Genomic DNA, 19,145 nt, shown 5'->3' with positions numbered 1-19,145 from the left:
CGGCCAGAAGAACTCCCAGACCGACACGTCGAAGCTAGACGGCGTTTTCTGCAGCACTGCGTCGCTTGGCTCCAGCTCATAGCGCGCCTGCATCCAGGCGATGCGGTTCACGATGCCGCCGTGACTGACGCCGACCCCCTTAGGGGCGCCGGTTGAGCCTGAGGTGTAGATGACATAGGCGAGGTTATGGGGGGCGGCGACGGGGACCGGGTTGTCTGGGCTGAGCGTCGAGATGGTGTGGTCGTGCGCGTCGAGCAGGAGCGCGTTGACCCGCTCGGGCAGGCGGTCGCGCAACCGCGCCTGGGTGAGCACGAGCCGCGGCTTGGCGTCCTCCAGCATGAAGCCGATGCGCTCGCGCGGATAGTCCGGGTCGAGGGGCAGATAGGCGCCGCCGGCTTTGAGAATGGCGAGCAGGCCGACCACCATCTCGAGCGAGCGCTCGACGCAGATCCCGACGAGCGCGTCGGGGCCGACGCCCAGGCTGCGCAAATGATGCGCCAGCTGGTTGGCCCTCGCGTTCAGCTCGCCATAGGCGAGCTGCGCGTCTTCGAACACCACCGCCGTCGCCGCGGGCGTCTGCGCCGCGCGATCCTCGAACAGCTCATGCAGCAGACGATCCCTGGGATAGTCGGCGGCGGTCTGGTTCCACTCCACCAGAATGCGCCGGCGCTCCGCCTCCGGCAGCACGTCGATCGTCCGCGCGGCGGCGTTTGGCTCGGTCTCGAGCGCTGCGACGAGCCGCTCCAGCGCCGCCTGCATGAAGGCGCAGAGGCGATTGGGATCAAGCGGGCTTTGCGTCTGCGCCGTCAGCCGGACGCCTTCGCCCAGATCGTCCACCGAGAGCGTGAGCGGATAATTGGTGCGCTCCTGGGTGTCGAGCACCTCAATCCCGCTCCACGCCCGGCTTGTCTCGTTTGCGGCTTGCGCCGGGGCCGGGCTATGGCGAAAGTTCAACAGCGCCGAAAACAACGGCGCTGGCGCTGCGACCCCGCTGCAGCGTTGCGCCAGAGCCAGCGAAGCGTGCTCATGCCGGAGCAGGTCCGTCAGCAGCCCGTGCATGCGCCGCGCGCCGTCCGCCACGCCCTCCGCCCCGACCTGAGCCCGCACGGGCAAGGTGTTGATGAACATGCCCAGCGCTCGATCGGCTCCGGCGCCGCCCTGCATCCGGCCAAACAGCACCGTGCCGAACACCACATCCTCGCGTCCCGAGACGCGGGCGAGAACCTGCGCGAAGGCCTGGTGGCACAGGCTCGCCGCGCTCACCCCGAGCGCCCGCGCCCGCTCCCGCAGACGCCGCGCCAGGGCCGGGGCGAGATCAAGCCGCGCTTCGTCGATCCCGGAGCCGTCGCCCTGCGCGTCCACCAGGCCGAACGGGGCCGTCGGCTCGCTCACATCGCCCAGCATCGCTTGGAAAAACGCTTCATGCTCCGCCGGGCTCACCCCCAGCCGCGCCTGCGCCACGAAGTTGCGGAACGACGCGGGCGCAGAAAGCCGATCCGCCTCCCCGGCTAGATGCGCCTGCGCCTCTTCGACCAGGATCTCCAACGTGGTGTGGTCCATCGCCAGATGGTGCGCCAGCAACAGCAGCAGCCAGCGGCGCTTGGGAGCGTCGTAGGCGAGGAAGCCGCGCAGCAGCGGCGCCTGCCGCACGTCGAGCCGGAAACGCCGCGGATCGAAGCGTTCGCGCAGCTGCTGCGCAACGTCGCCCGCCGCAGGGTCGAGCGAGGCCTCCTCGACGCTCAGAGGCGCCGCACGCCACACAACTTGCACCGGCTCGGGCAGGCCCTCCCAGGCCACCGCCGTGCGCAAAATGTCGTGGCGCGCGATCATCGCCTGCAAGGCGACCAGAAAAGCCTCGAGCCGCTCGCGCCCGTCAAATGAAAGCAACGTCGGCAACAGATAAGGGTCGCCGCTGGCGGCCATCAGATGGTGGAACAATATGCCTTCCTGCAGCGGCGTCAGCGGGTAGATGTCCTGCACGTTGGACGCCCCGCCCGGAACCCTGCCGACGACGCGATCGATGTCGCCCTGGCTGAGCTGCGCCAGGGGGAGCATCTCCGGCGTGATGGCGGCGCAGCCTTGCGCAATGAGGTTTGGCGGAACGAGGACCTCGGCGCGCCGCCCCGCCTCGGCGGCCAGGGCGGCCGGCGTCGGACTGACGAACAGCGCCCGCACATCGGCCTGCAAGCCTTCCTGGCGCATCCGCTCGATCAGCGTCACCGCCAGCAGGGAGTGGCCGCCGAGCTCGAAGAAATTGTCCTCGACGCCGACGCGCTCGAGACCCAGCGTCTGGGCCCAGATGCGGCACAGCGCGGCCTCCGTGGCGGTGCGCGGGGCGACATAGCGATGCGCTTGCAGCGCGCCGAGATCGGGCGCGGGCAGCGCCTTGCGGTCGACCTTGCCGTTCGCGGTCAGCGGCAGGGCGTCAAGCGTCACGAAGGCCGACGGAAGCATGTAGTCGGGCAGATGCGCCTGCAGCGCCGCCCGCAGCTCCCCCGCCGCCGGCGTCGTCCCTTCCCGGCCCGCCACATAAGCGACCAGCCGCTTGTCGCCCGGCTGATCCTCGCGCGCCAGCACCGCCGCCTCACGCACCCCGGCAATGCGGGAGAGCGCCGCCTCGATCTCGCCCAGCTCGATGCGAAAGCCGCGGATCTTGACCTGATGATCAATCCGCCCGAGGAACTCGATGTCGCCGTCGGCGCGGTGGCGGGCTAGATCTCCGGTGCGGTAAAGCCGCGCCCCCGCCCCTCCGAACGGGTCCGGCAAAAACCGCTCCGCCGTCAGATCCGCGCGGCCCAAATAGCCGCGCGCCAGACCCGCGCCTCCAATGTAAAGCTCCCCCGCCGCCCCAATCGGGACAGGCTGCATCCGCCCGTCGAGAAGATATATCTGCGTGTTCCAGATCGGTCGCCCAATCGGCGCGTAGCCCGTCGTTTCCTCAGCGCCGCAGTCATAGGCGGTCACGTCGACCGAGGCCTCGGTCGGGCCGTAGAGATTATGAAGCCTTAGCTGCGGCGCGTCGCGGCGCGCCAGGGCGGCAGGCAGCGCCTCACCACTGCAGATGACGCGCCGTAGGCTCTTGAACTGAGAGAGCGCGAATCGACTCACGAAGGCTTGCAGCATCGAGGGCACGAAGTGCAGCGTGGTCACGCCCTCGCGTTCGATCAGCGCGGCGAGCCGCTGCGGCAGGCGGTGGTCCCCAACCGCCGCCACGACGAGACGCGCCCCGACCGCAAGCGGCCAGAAGAACTCCCAGACCGACACGTCGAAGCTAGACGGCGTTTTCTGCAGCACTGCGTCGCTTGGCTCCAGCTCATAGCGCGCCTGCATCCAGGCGATGCGGTTCACGATGCCGCCGTGACTGACGCCGACCCCCTTAGGGGCGCCGGTTGAGCCTGAGGTGTAGATGACATAGGCGAGGTTATGGGGGGCGGCGACGGGGACCGGGTTGTCTGGGCTGAGCGTCGAGATGGTGTGGTCGTGCGCGTCGAGCAGGAGCGCGTTGACCCGCTCGGGCAGGCGGTCGCGCAACCGCGCCTGGGTGAGCACGAGCCGCGGCTTGGCGTCCTCCAGCATGAAGCCGATGCGCTCGCGCGGATAGTCCGGGTCGAGGGGCAGATAGGCGCCGCCGGCTTTGAGAATGGCGAGCAGGCCGACCACCATCTCGAGCGAGCGCTCGACGCAGATCCCGACGAGCGCGTCGGGGCCGACGCCCAGGCTGCGCAAATGATGCGCCAGCTGGTTGGCCCTCGCGTTCAGCTCGCCATAGGCGAGCTGCGCGTCTTCGAACACCACCGCCGTCGCCGCGGGCGTCTGCGCCGCGCGATCCTCGAACAGCTCATGCAGCAGACGATCCCTGGGATAGTCGGCGGCGGTCTGGTTCCACTCCACCAGAATGCGCCGGCGCTCCGCCTCCGGCAGCACGTCGATCGTCCGCGCGGCGGCGTTTGGCTCGGTCTCGAGCGCTGCGACGAGCCGCTCCAGCGCCGCCTGCATGAAGGCGCAGAGGCGATTGGGATCAAGCGGGCTTTGCGTCTGCGCCGTCAGCCGGACGCCTTCGCCCAGATCGTCCACCGAGAGCGTGAGCGGATAATTGGTGCGCTCCTGGGTGTCGAGCACCTCAATCCCGCTCCACGCCCGGCTTGTCTCGTTTGCGGCTTGCGCCGGGGCCGGGCTATGGCGAAAGTTCAACAGCGCCGAAAACAACGGCGCTGGCGCTGCGACCCCGCTGCAGCGTTGCGCCAGAGCCAGCGAAGCGTGCTCATGCCGGAGCAGGTCCGTCAGCAGCCCGTGCATGCGCCGCGCGCCGTCCGCCACGCCCTCCGCCCCGACCTGAGCCCGCACGGGCAAGGTGTTGATGAACATGCCCAGCGCTCGATCGGCTCCGGCGCCGCCCTGCATCCGGCCAAACAGCACCGTGCCGAACACCACATCCTCGCGTCCCGAGACGCGGGCGAGAACCTGCGCGAAGGCCTGGTGGCACAGGCTCGCCGCGCTCACCCCGAGCGCCCGCGCCCGCTCCCGCAGACGCCGCGCCAGGGCCGGGGCGAGATCAAGCCGCGCTTCGTCGATCCCGGAGCCGTCGCCCTGCGCGTCCACCAGGCCGAACGGGGCCGTCGGCTCGCTCACATCGCCCAGCATCGCTTGGAAAAACGCTTCATGCTCCGCCGGGCTCACCCCCAGCCGCGCCTGCGCCACGAAGTTGCGGAACGACGCGGGCGCAGAAAGCCGATCCGCCTCCCCGGCTAGATGCGCCTGCGCCTCTTCGACCAGGATCTCCAACGTGGTGTGGTCCATCGCCAGATGGTGCGCCAGCAACAGCAGCAGCCAGCGGCGCTTGGGAGCGTCGTAGGCGAGGAAGCCGCGCAGCAGCGGCGCCTGCCGCACGTCGAGCCGGAAACGCCGCGGATCGAAGCGTTCGCGCAGCTGCTGCGCAACGTCGCCCGCCGCAGGGTCGAGCGAGGCCTCCTCGACGCTCAGAGGCGCCGCACGCCACACAACTTGCACCGGCTCGGGCAGGCCCTCCCAGGCCACCGCCGTGCGCAAAATGTCGTGGCGCGCGATCATCGCCTGCAAGGCGACCAGAAAAGCCTCGAGCCGCTCGCGCCCGTCAAATGAAAGCAACGTCGGCAACAGATAAGGGTCGCCGCTGGCGGCCATCAGATGGTGGAACAATATGCCTTCCTGCAGCGGCGTCAGCGGGTAGATGTCCTGCACGTTGGACGCCCCGCCCGGAACCCTGCCGACGACGCGATCGATGTCGCCCTGGCTGAGCTGCGCCAGGGGGAGCATCTCCGGCGTGATGGCGGCGCAGCCTTGCGCAATGAGGTTTGGCGGAACGAGGACCTCGGCGCGCCGCCCCGCCTCGGCGGCCAGGGCGGCCGGCGTCGGACTGACGAACAGCGCCCGCACATCGGCCTGCAAGCCTTCCTGGCGCATCCGCTCGATCAGCGTCACCGCCAGCAGGGAGTGGCCGCCGAGCTCGAAGAAATTGTCCTCGACGCCGACGCGCTCGAGACCCAGCGTCTGGGCCCAGATGCGGCACAGCGCGGCCTCCGTGGCGGTGCGCGGGGCGACATAGCGATGCGCTTGCAGCGCGCCGAGATCGGGCGCGGGCAGCGCCTTGCGGTCGACCTTGCCGTTCGCGGTCAGCGGCAGGGCGTCAAGCGTCACGAAGGCCGACGGAAGCATGTAGTCGGGCAGATGCGCCTGCAGCGCCGCCCGCAGCTCCCCCGCCGCCGGCGTCGTCCCTTCCCGGCCCGCCACATAAGCGACCAGCCGCTTGTCGCCCGGCTGATCCTCGCGCGCCAGCACCGCCGCCTCACGCACCCCGGCAATGCGGGAGAGCGCCGCCTCGATCTCGCCCAGCTCGATGCGAAAGCCGCGGATCTTGACCTGATGATCAATCCGCCCGAGGAACTCGATGTCGCCGTCGGCGCGGTGGCGGGCTAGATCTCCGGTGCGGTAAAGCCGCGCCCCCGCCCCTCCGAACGGGTCCGGCAAAAACCGCTCCGCCGTCAGATCCGCGCGGCCCAAATAGCCGCGCGCCAGACCCGCGCCTCCAATGTAAAGCTCCCCCGCCGCCCCAATCGGGACAGGCTGCATCCGCCCGTCGAGAAGATATATCTGCGTGTTCCAGATCGGTCGCCCAATCGGCGCGTAGCCCGTCGTTTCCTCAGCGCCGCAGTCATAGGCGGTCACGTCGACCGAGGCCTCGGTCGGGCCGTAGAGATTATGAAGCCTTAGCTGCGGCGCGTCGCGGCGCGCCAGGGCGGCAGGCAGCGCCTCACCACTGCAGATGACGCGCCGTAGGCTCTTGAACTGAGAGAGCGCGAATCGACTCACGAAGGCTTGCAGCATCGAGGGCACGAAGTGCAGCGTGGTCACGCCCTCGCGTTCGATCAGCGCGGCGAGCCGCTGCGGCAGGCGGTGGTCCCCAACCGCCGCCACGACGAGACGCGCCCCGACCGCAAGCGGCCAGAAGAACTCCCAGACCGACACGTCGAAGCTAGACGGCGTTTTCTGCAGCACTGCGTCGCTTGGCTCCAGCTCATAGCGCGCCTGCATCCAGGCGATGCGGTTCACGATGCCGCCGTGACTGACGCCGACCCCCTTAGGGGCGCCGGTTGAGCCTGAGGTGTAGATGACATAGGCGAGGTTATGGGGGGCGGCGACGGGGACCGGGTTGTCTGGGCTGAGCGTCGAGATGGTGTGGTCGTGCGCGTCGAGCAGGAGCGCGTTGACCCGCTCGGGCAGGCGGTCGCGCAACCGCGCCTGGGTGAGCACGAGCCGCGGCTTGGCGTCCTCCAGCATGAAGCCGATGCGCTCGCGCGGATAGTCCGGGTCGAGGGGCAGATAGGCGCCGCCGGCTTTGAGAATGGCGAGCAGGCCGACCACCATCTCGAGCGAGCGCTCGACGCAGATCCCGACGAGCGCGTCGGGGCCGACGCCCAGGCTGCGCAAATGATGCGCCAGCTGGTTGGCCCTCGCGTTCAGCTCGCCATAGGCGAGCTGCGCGTCTTCGAACACCACCGCCGTCGCCGCGGGCGTCTGCGCCGCGCGATCCTCGAACAGCTCATGCAGCAGACGATCCCTGGGATAGTCGGCGGCGGTCTGGTTCCACTCCACCAGAATGCGCCGGCGCTCCGCCTCGCCCAACAGCGGCAGCTCGCTGAGGCGCCGTTCGGGATCGGCGACGATCCCCTCGAGAAGCGTGCAATAATGCCCCGCGAGCCGCTCGATCGTGCCCGCGTCAAACAGCGCCGTCGCATATTCGAACGATGCGTTCAGCCCCTCTCCTGTGTCGATCACCGCGAGAGTAAGATCGAACTTTGACGCGCCGCTCTCCGTCGCGACAGGCTCCGCCCGCAGCCCGCTGAGTGTCAGCTCCTGCATCGGCGCGTTCTGCAAGACGAACATCACCTGGAACAGCGGGTCGCGGCTCAAGTCCCGCACCGGCTGCACCTCTTCCACCAGCCGCTCAAACGGCAGATCCTGATGCGCCTGAGCCCCCAGCGCCGTCTCGCGCACTCGCGCCAAAAGCGTCCGGAAGCTCGGATCGCCAGAAAGATCCGTGCGCAACACCAAGGTGTTGACAAAAAATCCGATCAGCCCTTCAAGCTCGACGCGGCGGCGGTTGGCGACCGGCGTCCCGACGCTGACATCGTTCTGCCCGCTATAGCGCGACAGTAGCAGCTGGAACCCCGCTAAAAGCACCATGAACAGCGTCGCCCCCTCCCGCCGGCCCAGGCGAGCGAGGCCCTCCGCGACCCGCTGCGGCACCTCGAAACCGTAGGTTGCTCCGGCATGGTCCTGAACCGCCGGACGCGGACGATCCGTCGGCAAATTAAGCGCGGGCGCCCCAGCCAGCCTCTCCCGCCAATAGGCAAGCTGGCGATCCAGAACCGCGCCAGCCAACCAGTCCCGCTGCCAAACCGCGTAATCGGCGTATTGAATCGAAAGATCCGGCAACGGCGATGGCCGTCCCGCCGCAAAAGCCTCATACAAAGTGACGAACTCGCGGAGCAAAACATCCGTCGACCAGCCGTCCGTCACGATGTGGTGCAAGGTGAACGCCACAATGTGCTCGCGCTCCCCCGTCGCTGGGCGAAACCCCAGATCCAGCACCAGCACCCGCAGCAGTGGGCCAACCGCCAGATCGAACGGCCGTCGCGCCGCCTCGCTCAAAAGCCGCTGCGCCTCGACTTCCTGCGCCGCCTGATCAAGACCGCTCAAATCGACAACCGGCGCCGCGAGCTCGAGCGCCGGCGCGATCACCTGCGCCGCCACCCCGTCCCGAACCACAAACGTCGTGCGAAGCGCCTCATGCCGCTGAACGATCGCATTGACCGCAAGGCTGAACGCCGCGACATTCAACTCGCCCAGCAAGCGCAAGGCCGCCGGAACGTTGTAGGAGGCCTCGCCAGGACTCAGCTGCTCCATAAACCACAGACGACGCTGCGCAAAAGAAAGCGGCAGACTACCCTCCCGCTCCGCCCGTCGGACCTCCGGTGATGCGGCCTCCCCGGCCTCGAATTCGGCGGCGTCCATCGCCCGCGCGAACTCTGCGATCGTGGCGGCGGCAAACAAGCTGCGCAACGCCACTTCCCGCCCAAATTCCCGCCTTATCCGGGAAATCACTTGCACCGCCAGCAGGGAGTGGCCGCCGAGCTCGAAGAAATTGTCCTCGACGCCGACGCGCTCGAGACCCAGCGTCTGGGCCCAGATGCGGCACAGCGCGGCCTCCGTGGCGGTGCGCGGGGCGACATAGCGATGCGCTTGCAGCGCGCCGAGATCGGGCGCGGGCAGCGCCTTGCGGTCGACCTTGCCGTTCGCGGTCAGCGGCAGGGCGTCAAGCGTCACGAAGGCCGACGGAAGCATGTAGTCGGGCAGATGCGCCTGCAGCGCCGCCCGCAGCTCCCCCGCCGCCGGCGTCGTCCCTTCCCGGCCCGCCACATAAGCGACCAGCCGCTTGTCGCCCGGCTGATCCTCGCGCGCCAGCACCGCCGCCTCACGCACCCCGGCAATGCGGGAGAGCGCCGCCTCGATCTCGCCCAGCTCGATGCGAAAGCCGCGGATCTTGACCTGATGATCAATCCGCCCGAGGAACTCGATGTCGCCGTCGGCGCGGTGGCGGGCCAGATCTCCGGTGCGGTAAAGCCGCGCCCCCGCCCCTCCGAACGGGTCCGGCAAAAACCGCTCCGCCGTCAGATCCGCGCGGCCCAAATAGCCGCGCGCCAGACCCGCGCCTCCAATGTAAAGCTCCCCCGCCGCCCCAATCGGGACAGGCTGCATCCGCCCGTCGAGAAGATATATCTGCGTGTTCCAGATCGGTCGCCCAATCGGCGCGTAGCCCGTCGTTTCCTCAGCGCCGCAGTCATAGGCGGTCACGTCGACCGAGGCCTCGGTCGGGCCGTAGAGATTATGAAGCCTTAGCTGCGGCGCGTCGCGGCGCGCCAGGGCGGCAGGCAGCGCCTCACCACTGCAGATGACGCGCCGTAGGCTCTTGAACTGAGAGAGCGCGAATCGACTCACGAAGGCTTGCAGCATCGAGGGCACGAAGTGCAGCGTGGTCACGCCCTCGCGTTCGATCAGCGCGGCGAGCCGCTGCGGCAGGCGGTGGTCCCCAACCGCCGCCACGACGAGACGCGCCCCGACCGCAAGCGGCCAGAAGAACTCCCAGACCGACACGTCGAAGCTAGACGGCGTTTTCTGCAGCACTGCGTCGCTTGGCTCCAGCTCATAGCGCGCCTGCATCCAGGCGATGCGGTTCACGATGCCGCCGTGACTGACGCCGACCCCCTTAGGGGCGCCGGTTGAGCCTGAGGTGTAGATGACATAGGCGAGGTTATGGGGGGCGGCGACGGGGACCGGGTTGTCTGGGCTGAGCGTCGAGATGGTGTGGTCGTGCGCGTCGAGCAGGAGCGCGTTGACCCGCTCGGGCAGGCGGTCGCGCAACCGCGCCTGGGTGAGCACGAGCCGCGGCTTGGCGTCCTCCAGCATGAAGCCGATGCGCTCGCGCGGATAGTCCGGGTCGAGGGGCAGATAGGCGCCGCCGGCTTTGAGAATGGCGAGCAGGCCGACCACCATCTCGAGCGAGCGCTCGACGCAGATCCCGACGAGCGCGTCGGGGCCGACGCCCAGGCTGCGCAAATGATGCGCCAGCTGGTTGGCCCTCGCGTTCAGCTCGCCATAGGCGAGCTGCGCGTCTTCGAACACCACCGCCGTCGCCGCGGGCGTCTGCGCCGCGCGATCCTCGAACAGCTCATGCAGCAGACGATCCCTGGGATAGTCGGCGGCGGTCTGGTTCCACTCCACCAGAATGCGCCGGCGCTCCGCCTCGCCCAACAGCGGCAGCTCGCTGAGGCGCCGTTCGGGATCGGCGACGATCCCCTCGAGAAGCGTGCAATAATGCCCCGCGAGCCGCTCGATCGTGCCCGCGTCAAACAGCGCCGTCGCATATTCGAACGATGCGTTCAGCCCCTCTCCTGTGTCGATCACCGCGAGAGTAAGATCGAACTTTGACGCGCCGCTCTCCGTCGCGACAGGCTCCGCCCGCAGCCCGCTGAGTGTCAGCTCCTGCATCGGCGCGTTCTGCAAGACGAACATCACCTGGAACAGCGGGTCGCGGCTCAAGTCCCGCACCGGCTGCACCTCTTCCACCAGCCGCTCAAACGGCAGATCCTGATGCGCCTGAGCCCCCAGCGCCGTCTCGCGCACTCGCGCCAAAAGCGTCCGGAAGCTCGGATCGCCAGAAAGATCCGTGCGCAACACCAAGGTGTTGACAAAAAATCCGATCAGCCCTTCAAGCTCGACGCGGCGGCGGTTGGCGACCGGCGTCCCGACGCTGACATCGTTCTGCCCGCTATAGCGCGACAGTAGCAGCTGGAACCCCGCTAAAAGCACCATGAACAGCGTCGCCCCCTCCCGCCGGCCCAGGCGAGCGAGGCCCTCCGCGACCCGCTGCGGCACCTCGAAACCGTAGGTTGCTCCGGCATGGTCCTGAACCGCCGGACGCGGACGATCCGTCGGCAAATTAAGCGCGGGCGCCCCAGCCAGCCTCTCCCGCCAATAGGCAAGCTGGCGATCCAGAACCGCGCCAGCCAACCAGTCCCGCTGCCAAACCGCGTAATCGGCGTATTGAATCGAAAGATCCGGCAACGGCGATGGCCGTCCCGCCGCAAAAGCCTCATACAAAGTGACGAACTCGCGGAGCAAAACATCCGTCGACCAGCCGTCCGTCACGATGTGGTGCAAGGTGAACGCCACAATGTGCTCGCGCTCCCCCGTCGCTGGGCGAAACCCCAGATCCAGCACCAGCACCCGCAGCAGTGGGCCAACCGCCAGATCGAACGGCCGTCGCGCCGCCTCGCTCAAAAGCCGCTGCGCCTCGACTTCCTGCGCCGCCTGATCAAGACCGCTCAAATCGACAACCGGCGCCGCGAGCTCGAGCGCCGGCGCGATCACCTGCGCCGCCACCCCGTCCCGAACCACAAACGTCGTGCGAAGCGCCTCATGCCGCTGAACGATCGCATTGACCGCAAGGCTGAACGCCGCGACATTCAACTCGCCCAGCAAGCGCAAGGCCGCCGGAACGTTGTAGGAGGCCTCGCCAGGACTCAGCTGCTCCATAAACCACAGACGACGCTGCGCAAAAGAAAGCGGCAGACTACCCTCCCGCTCCGCCCGTCGGACCTCCGGTGATGCGGCCTCCCCGGCCTCGAATTCGGCGGCGTCCATCGCCCGCGCGAACTCTGCGATCGTGGCGGCGGCAAACAAGCTGCGCAACGCCACTTCCCGCCCAAATTCCCGCCTTATCCGGGAAATCACTTGCACCGCCAGCAGGGAGTGGCCGCCGAGCTCGAAGAAATTGTCCTCGACGCCGACGCGCTCGAGACCCAGCGTCTGGGCCCAGATGCGGCACAGCGCGGCCTCCGTGGCGGTGCGCGGGGCGACATAGCGATGCGCTTGCAGCGCGCCGAGATCGGGCGCGGGCAGCGCCTTGCGGTCGACCTTGCCGTTCGCGGTCAGCGGCAGGGCGTCAAGCGTCACGAAGGCCGACGGAAGCATGTAGTCGGGCAGATGCGCCTGCAGCGCCGCCCGCAGCTCCCCCGCCGCCGGCGTCGTCCCTTCCCGGCCCGCCACATAAGCGACCAGCCGCTTGTCGCCCGGCTGATCCTCGCGCGCCAGCACCGCCGCCTCACGCACCCCGGCAATGCGGGAGAGCGCCGCCTCGATCTCGCCCAGCTCGATGCGAAAGCCGCGGATCTTGACCTGATGATCAATCCGCCCGAGGAACTCGATGTCGCCGTCGGCGCGGTGGCGGGCTAGATCTCCGGTGCGGTAAAGCCGCGCCCCCGCCCCTCCGAACGGGTCCGGCAAAAACCGCTCCGCCGTCAGATCCGCGCGGCCCAAATAGCCGCGCGCCAGACCCGCGCCTCCAATGTAAAGCTCCCCCGCCGCCCCAATCGGGACAGGCTGCATCCGCCCGTCGAGAAGATATATCTGCGTGTTCCAGATCGGTCGCCCAATCGGCGCGTAGCCCGTCGTTTCCTCAGCGCCGCAGTCATAGGCGGTCACGTCGACCGAGGCCTCGGTCGGGCCGTAGAGATTATGAAGCCTTAGCTGCGGCGCGTCGCGGCGCGCCAGGGCGGCAGGCAGCGCCTCACCACTGCAGATGACGCGCCGTAGGCTCTTGAACTGAGAGAGCGCGAATCGACTCACGAAGGCTTGCAGCATCGAGGGCACGAAGTGCAGCGTGGTCACGCCCTCGCGTTCGATCAGCGCGGCGAGCCGCTGCGGCAGGCGGTGGTCCCCAACCGCCGCCACGACGAGACGCGCCCCGACCGCAAGCGGCCAGAAGAACTCCCAGACCGACACGTCGAAGCTAGACGGCGTTTTCTGCAGCACTGCGTCGCTTGGCTCCAGCTCATAGCGCGCCTGCATCCAGGCGATGCGGTTCACGATGCCGCCGTGACTGACGCCGACCCCCTTAGGGGCGCCGGTTGAGCCTGAGGTGTAGATGACATAGGCGAGGTTATGGGGGGCGGCGACGGGGACCGGGTTGTCTGGGCTGAGCGTCGAGATGGTGTGGTCGTGCGCGTCGAGCAGGAGCGCGTTGACCCGCTCGGGCAGGCGGTCGCGCAACCGCGCCTGGGTGAGCACGAGCCGCGGCTTGGCGTCCTCCAGCATGAAGCCGATGCGCTCGCGCGGATAGTCCGGGTCGAGGGGCAGATAGGCGCCGCCGGCTTTGAGAATGGCGAGCAGGCCGACCACCATCTCGAGCGAGCGCTCGACGCAGATCCCGACGAGCGCGTCGGGGCCGACGCCCAGGCTGCGCAAATGATGCGCCAGCTGGTTGGCCCTCGCGTTCAGCTCGCCATAGGCGAGCTGCGCGTCTTCGAACACCACCGCCGTCGCCGCGGGCGTCTGCGCCGCGCGATCCTCGAACAGCTCATGCAGCAGACGATCCCTGGGATAGTCGGCGGCGGTCTGGTTCCACTCCACCAGAATGCGCCGGCGCTCCGCCTCCGGCAGCACGTCGATCGTCCGCGCGGCGGCGTTTGGCTCGGTCTCGAGCGCTGCGACGAGCCGCTCCAGCGCCGCCTGCATGAAGGCGCAGAGGCGATTGGGATCAAGCGGGCTTTGCGTCTGCGCCGTCAGCCGGACGCCTTCGCCCAGATCGTCCACCGAGAGCGTGAGCGGATAATTGGTGCGCTCCTGGGTGTCGAGCACCTCAATCCCGCTCCACGCCCGGCTTGTCTCGTTTGCGGCTTGCGCCGGGGCCGGGCTATGGCGAAAGTTCAACAGCGCCGAAAACAACGGCGCTGGCGCTGCGACCCCGCTGCAGCGTTGCGCCAGAGCCAGCGAAGCGTGCTCATGCCGGAGCAGGTCCGTCAGCAGCCCGTGCATGCGCCGCGCGCCGTCCGCCACGCCCTCCGCCCCGACCTGAGCCCGCACGGGCAAGGTGTTGATGAACATGCCCAGCGCTCGATCGGCTCCGGCGCCGCCCTGCATCCGGCCAAACAGCACCGTGCCGAACACCACATCCTCGCGTCCCGAGACGCGGGCGAGAACCTGCGCGAAGGCCTGGTGGCACAGGCTCGCCGCGCTCACCCCGAGCGCCCGCGCCCGCTCCCGCAGACGCCGCGCCAGGGCCGGGGCGAGATCAAGCCGCGCTTCGTCGATCCCGGAGCCGTCGCCCTGCGCGTCCACCAGGCCGAACGGGGCCGTCGGCTCGCTCACATCGCCCAGCATCGCTTGGAAAAACGCTTCATGCTCCGCCGGGCTCACCCCCAGCCGCGCCTGCGCCACGAAGTTGCGGAACGACGCGGGCGCAGAAAGCCGATCCGCCTCCCCGGCTAGATGCGCCTGCGCCTCTTCGACCAGGATCTCCAACGTGGTGTGGTCCATCGCCAGATGGTGCGCCAGCAACAGCAGCAGCCAGCGGCGCTTGGGAGCGTCGTAGGCGAGGAAGCCGCGCAGCAGCGGCGCCTGCCGCACGTCGAGCCGGAAACGCCGCGGATCGAAGCGTTCGCGCAGCTGCTGCGCAACGTCGCCCGCCGCAGGGTCGAGCGAGGCCTCCTCGACGCTCAGAGGCGCCGCACGCCACACAACTTGCACCGGCTCGGGCAGGCCCTCCCAGGCCACCGCCGTGCGCAAAATGTCGTGGCGCGCGATCATCGCCTGCAAGGCGACCAGAAAAGCCTCGAGCCGCTCGCGCCCGTCAAATGAAAGCAACGTCGGCAACAGATAAGGGTCGCCGCTGGCGGCCATCAGATGGTGGAACAATATGCCTTCCTGCAGCGGCGTCAGCGGGTAGATGTCCTGCACGTTGGACGCCCCGCCCGGAACCCTGCCGACGACGCGATCGATGTCGCCCTGGCTGAGCTGCGCCAGGGGGAGCATCTCCGGCGTGATGGCGGCGCAGCCTTGCGCAATGAGGTTTGGCGGAACGAGGACCTCGGCGCGCCGCCCCGCCTCGGCGGCCAGGGCGGCCGGCGTCGGACTGACGAACAGCGCCCGCACATCGGCCTGCAAGCCTTCCTGGCGCATCCGCTCGATCAGCGTCACCGCCAGCAGGGAGTGGCCGCCGAGCTCGAAGAAATTGTCCTCGACGCCGACGCGCTCGAGACCCAGCGTCTGGGCCCAGATGCGGCACAGCGCGGCCTCCGTGGCGGTGCGCGGGGCGACATAGCGATGCGCTTGCAGCGCGCCGAGATCGGGCGCGGGCAGCGCCTTGCGGTCGACCTTGCCGTTCGCGGTCAGCGGCAGGGCGTCAAGCGTCACGAAGGCCGACGGAAGCATGTAGTCGGGCAGATGCGCCTGCAGCGCCGCCCGCAGCTCCCCCGCCGCCGGCGTCGTCCCTTCCCGGCCCGCCACATAAGCGACCAGCCGCTTGTCGCCCGGCTGATCCTCGCGCGCCAGCACCGCCGCCTCACGCACCCCGGCAATGCGGGAGAGCGCCGCCTCGATCTCGCCCAGCTCGATGCGAAAGCCGCGGATCTTGACCTGATGATCAATCCGCCCGAGGAACTCGATGTCGCCGTCGGCGCGGTGGCGGGCCAGATCTCCGGTGCGGTAAAGCCGCGCCCCCGCCCCTCCGAACGGGTCCGGCAAAAACCGCTCCGCCGTCAGATCCGCGCGGCCCAAATAGCCGCGCGCCAGACCCGCGCCTCCAATGTAAAGCTCCCCCGCCACGCCGCGAGGAGCCAACTCCTGTCGCTCATCGAGTATCAAGATGCGCACGCTTTCAATCGGCGAGCCGATCGTGATCGGCTCATTTTCCGGTTGTCGTGCGAGTTCTGCGACCGTGCTCCAGACGGCGGCTTCGGTTGGGCCATATTCGTTGTAGAGCTGCGCAGAGCGGAGACGTTGCCGATGCAGCGGCGGCAGGCTCGGTGGGCAGCTTTCCCCGGCGACGATCGCTGCTTCGAGGCTTTGCAGACGCGCACAATCTTGGTCGAGCAGCAGAGCGTAGAACGAAGGGAGGCAGAGCAGGTGGGTGAGCTCGTGGCGCTCGATCAAGCAGGCCAAGGCGGCGGGATCTTGAAGCTCTTCGGTGGTCGGCAGACAAAGGCAGCCGCCCTGGCTGAGGGTCCAGAACACTCCGGCCACCGAGCTGTCGAAGCTGAAAGAAGACAACAAGAGGAAACCGCGAACTTGCGCCGAGTAATGCGAGTGGCGGCTCAAGGTTGAACTTAACGCGGCGCCGTGACTGACGCCGACCCCCTTAGGGGCGCCGGTTGAGCCTGAGGTGTAGATGACATAGGCGAGCTGGTCAGAGCCGGCGACTGCCGACAACTCCGTTACCTGCTCGGTGTGCGGTTCGTGATTGCGCTCGTCATCGAGCCAATCGTCTAGTAGGAAGGACGGGGTCTCCGACGCCGCCATGACGCCCGAGCAAGACCCTTCGGTTAGGACGAGCGTGGCTGCCGCATTCTGCAGGACATACGAAACACGTTCGGCAGGATGCGCGGGATCGAGAGGCACATAAGTGCCTCCAGCTTTTAGCACGGCGAACATCGCGACGATCATCCGTGGCGGAGTCCTAATCAAGAGTCCGACCCGGTCCTCGCGCTGCAAACCCCGGTCTAGAAGGCGCACAGCCAACGAGTCGGCGCATCGGTTTAACTCGGCATAGGTCCAGGCGACTTCCCCATGCCGCAGCACAACCGCTTGCGGTACAAGTTCGGCTTGTCGCTCAAGCAATGTGTGAAGCCCTATGGGCTCGGGGGCGCTTCGAGATAAGGCGCGCAGGTGGTTGCCGAGCAACCGTTCGCGCTCCGCCGGACCGAGCAGCGGCAAACGCTCAATCGGCGCGTTTGGCGCCCTCAAAGCGCTCGCCAGCAACGTCAACCATTGTTCGGCGATGCATTCGACAGCTGCGGTAGAAAATCGAACTGCGTCATAATGAAGCTTGAACTGTAGTCCGTCCCCTCCCGCCAGACACTGCAAGTGAAGCCGGAAAGGCTCAACGAGAGTGGGGGGGGACTCGAGGCTCATAAAGATAGAGCCGGCCCGCTGAGGCTGCAGGATCGTGACATGTTCAAAGCTGAGCTTAGCAACCGCCGCGCCTGACAAGTGCGCGGGGTCAGCGAGGACGTAGTCCTGCCAGTCCCGATGTTCTTGGAGCATTGCGTCCAGCCGCTGCACGAACTCGGCGAAGGTTTCGTCAGGCTCAAGAACACAGCGCAAGGGCAACGTAAGCCCGAAGGCACCGATCGCCGTCGCGATCGGTGGGCTGCGGCCGTCGCTCAGAAAATGTATTTGGGTTGCTCGTTGCGGCGTATGACGTTGCAGCAGGGCCGTCCATGACGCGAACAAAAGCGTCGCGGGCTCAACGTCTAGGGCCTTGGCCAGGTCATGAAGCGCGCGGACCTCCTGCTGAGGCGATTGCGCCTCAAAAATCCCCCAGTCAATCGACGTCGCATCGCCCGTCGACGTCTCCAAGGCTAATCGCGCGGGAATCGGATCAGTCTGTTCGCACGCTTGCCAATAGCGCGCCCCATCGCCCTCGTCGGACGCAATAACCTCCTCCTGCCAAGCGGCGTAATCGGCGTATTGCACCGGCTCAGGCGCCAGAACGACGTCGGTCGCAGCCCCATCGTAGATTGCCGCCAGTTCGGCGACAATGTTCTGGAGACTGAGGTAATCGCAGCAGAACGGAGAAACCGCGATCAATAGGTAGTGCACATCGGCGGAGAAACGTACCAGCTCCGCTCTGAGCGCGTCACCGCGCAGATCTCGGCGCCGCCATTCGCTTTCGATTTCCGCCAAGGCCGTGGGGCGCCCCTCCGGAGCGACGCCGCTGCAGTCACGGAGCTCCTCGACGTCCACCGCCTCTGCGTTGATGACTTGGATCGGCTGCGTCGTTCCGGGCATCAGCACGATGCGCGTGCGCAGAGCCTCGTGTCGGGAAACTAGTCGGCGCAAGCTGTTCTGAAGACGACCGGCATCGAGCTGCCCTTCCAGACGAAGCCGTCCCAGCAGCGGCGCCATGTCGCGTCCTGCTTTCTCCTGAAGGCGCCACAGCCGGTCCTGCTGCCGCGACAGACGAAATCCGACCGTCTTCGGGTCAAAACTCATGGCGTCTCTCCGCATAGGACCGCCCACTCATTTGGCTTGAAGGTCTGGGCCATCGCCAAGCAGACCCTGCGAAAACCTGAATATGGATTGCGACCGTGCACGGCGAGAATGTTGTCCACCAGCACGACGTCATTGGCTTGCCAGGAAAAGCTGCAAAGGGAGGCCCTATAAATTCCGCGGAGATGTTCAAGAGCTTCGGGTTCGATCGAAGTCCCATCACCGTAATAAGTCTGCGTCGGGAGGTCAGCCTCTTCGAATTCCGCAAGCAGGGCCTTGGAAAATTCGGTTGGCAAGGTTGTCACATGGAAGAAGGTCGCATGATTGAACCAAATGTGCTCGCCGGTGCGCGGATGACGGATCATTGCGGGGCCGACTTGCCGCGTGCGCAACTGGTCGTTCTTTCTCCACTGACACTCTATGCTCACACTGTCGCAATAGCGCTCGACCTCCGCGCGGTCATGAGTCTGAAAGACCGTCGGCCACGGCAAGCCGAATCCGACTCCGTAGTTGCGCACATAAAGAATCCCGCGCCGCAGAAATCGCTCCTTCACCGCAGCATTTATGCGCCGCGTGATTTCACGGTTGTCGCCGATTGGCGTTTCGCCTCCCGTGCGCGCCGCCGTCTCGCACCAAAGAACGAGATAACGAGGACAAACGGGCGAAAAAGAGTGTTCGTTGTGTGGAAAGATAAACTGATCGGCCGGATAATCCGTCGACGTGTAGATATGGTGTCCAACCTCGGAGCGCGGCGAGGCGCGAAAGCGGTATTCAAGCGCCCCACCACACATTTTGTCGACGCATTCTGCGAAGTCCGACACGCCCTCGACGGCAAAACCGCGCAACAGCACGGCGCCATGCCGGGCCGCCAACTCCTCGAGCTCTTCGCGACGTCCTGCCGCCCAAGCCGACAAGCGGAGACCTTCGGCGCGCGCTTCGATGATGAGCGGAGAGTTGTCGACGCCCGGTAAGGAGGCATATTCGACCATTGACCCTGGCTGCAAGGAAACGGGCCGACGGCGCACGGAACCAAGCTGAGTCGAATTTCGGATTGCGTTCAT

2 protein-coding genes (1 of these 2 cut by a window edge) are annotated in these 19,145 nt (G+C 67.4%); both read right to left on the bottom strand.

The genetic code is table 11. The annotated features are described in order from the left end of the window. Positions 1-18,087: the 5' portion of a non-ribosomal peptide synthase/polyketide synthase gene (locus QMG80_RS21245; RefSeq protein WP_281926551.1), read on the bottom strand. 15,702 nt of this gene lie to the left of the window's left edge; only the first 18,087 of its 33,789 coding nucleotides appear in the window; its start codon is at positions 18,085-18,087; the stop codon falls past the left edge of the window. Further along, a complete protein-coding gene (locus QMG80_RS21240) occupies positions 18,084-19,145 on the bottom strand; it encodes a TauD/TfdA family dioxygenase (protein ID WP_085773901.1) in 1,062 nt (353 codons plus the stop codon). Before QMG80_RS21240 ends, QMG80_RS21245 begins: the two co-directional genes overlap by 4 nt.

Source organism: Methylocystis bryophila (genome assembly GCF_027925445.1).
GTDB lineage: Bacteria > Pseudomonadota > Alphaproteobacteria > Rhizobiales > Beijerinckiaceae > Methylocystis > Methylocystis bryophila.
This window is presented reverse-complemented; position numbering and strand designations above follow the sequence as displayed.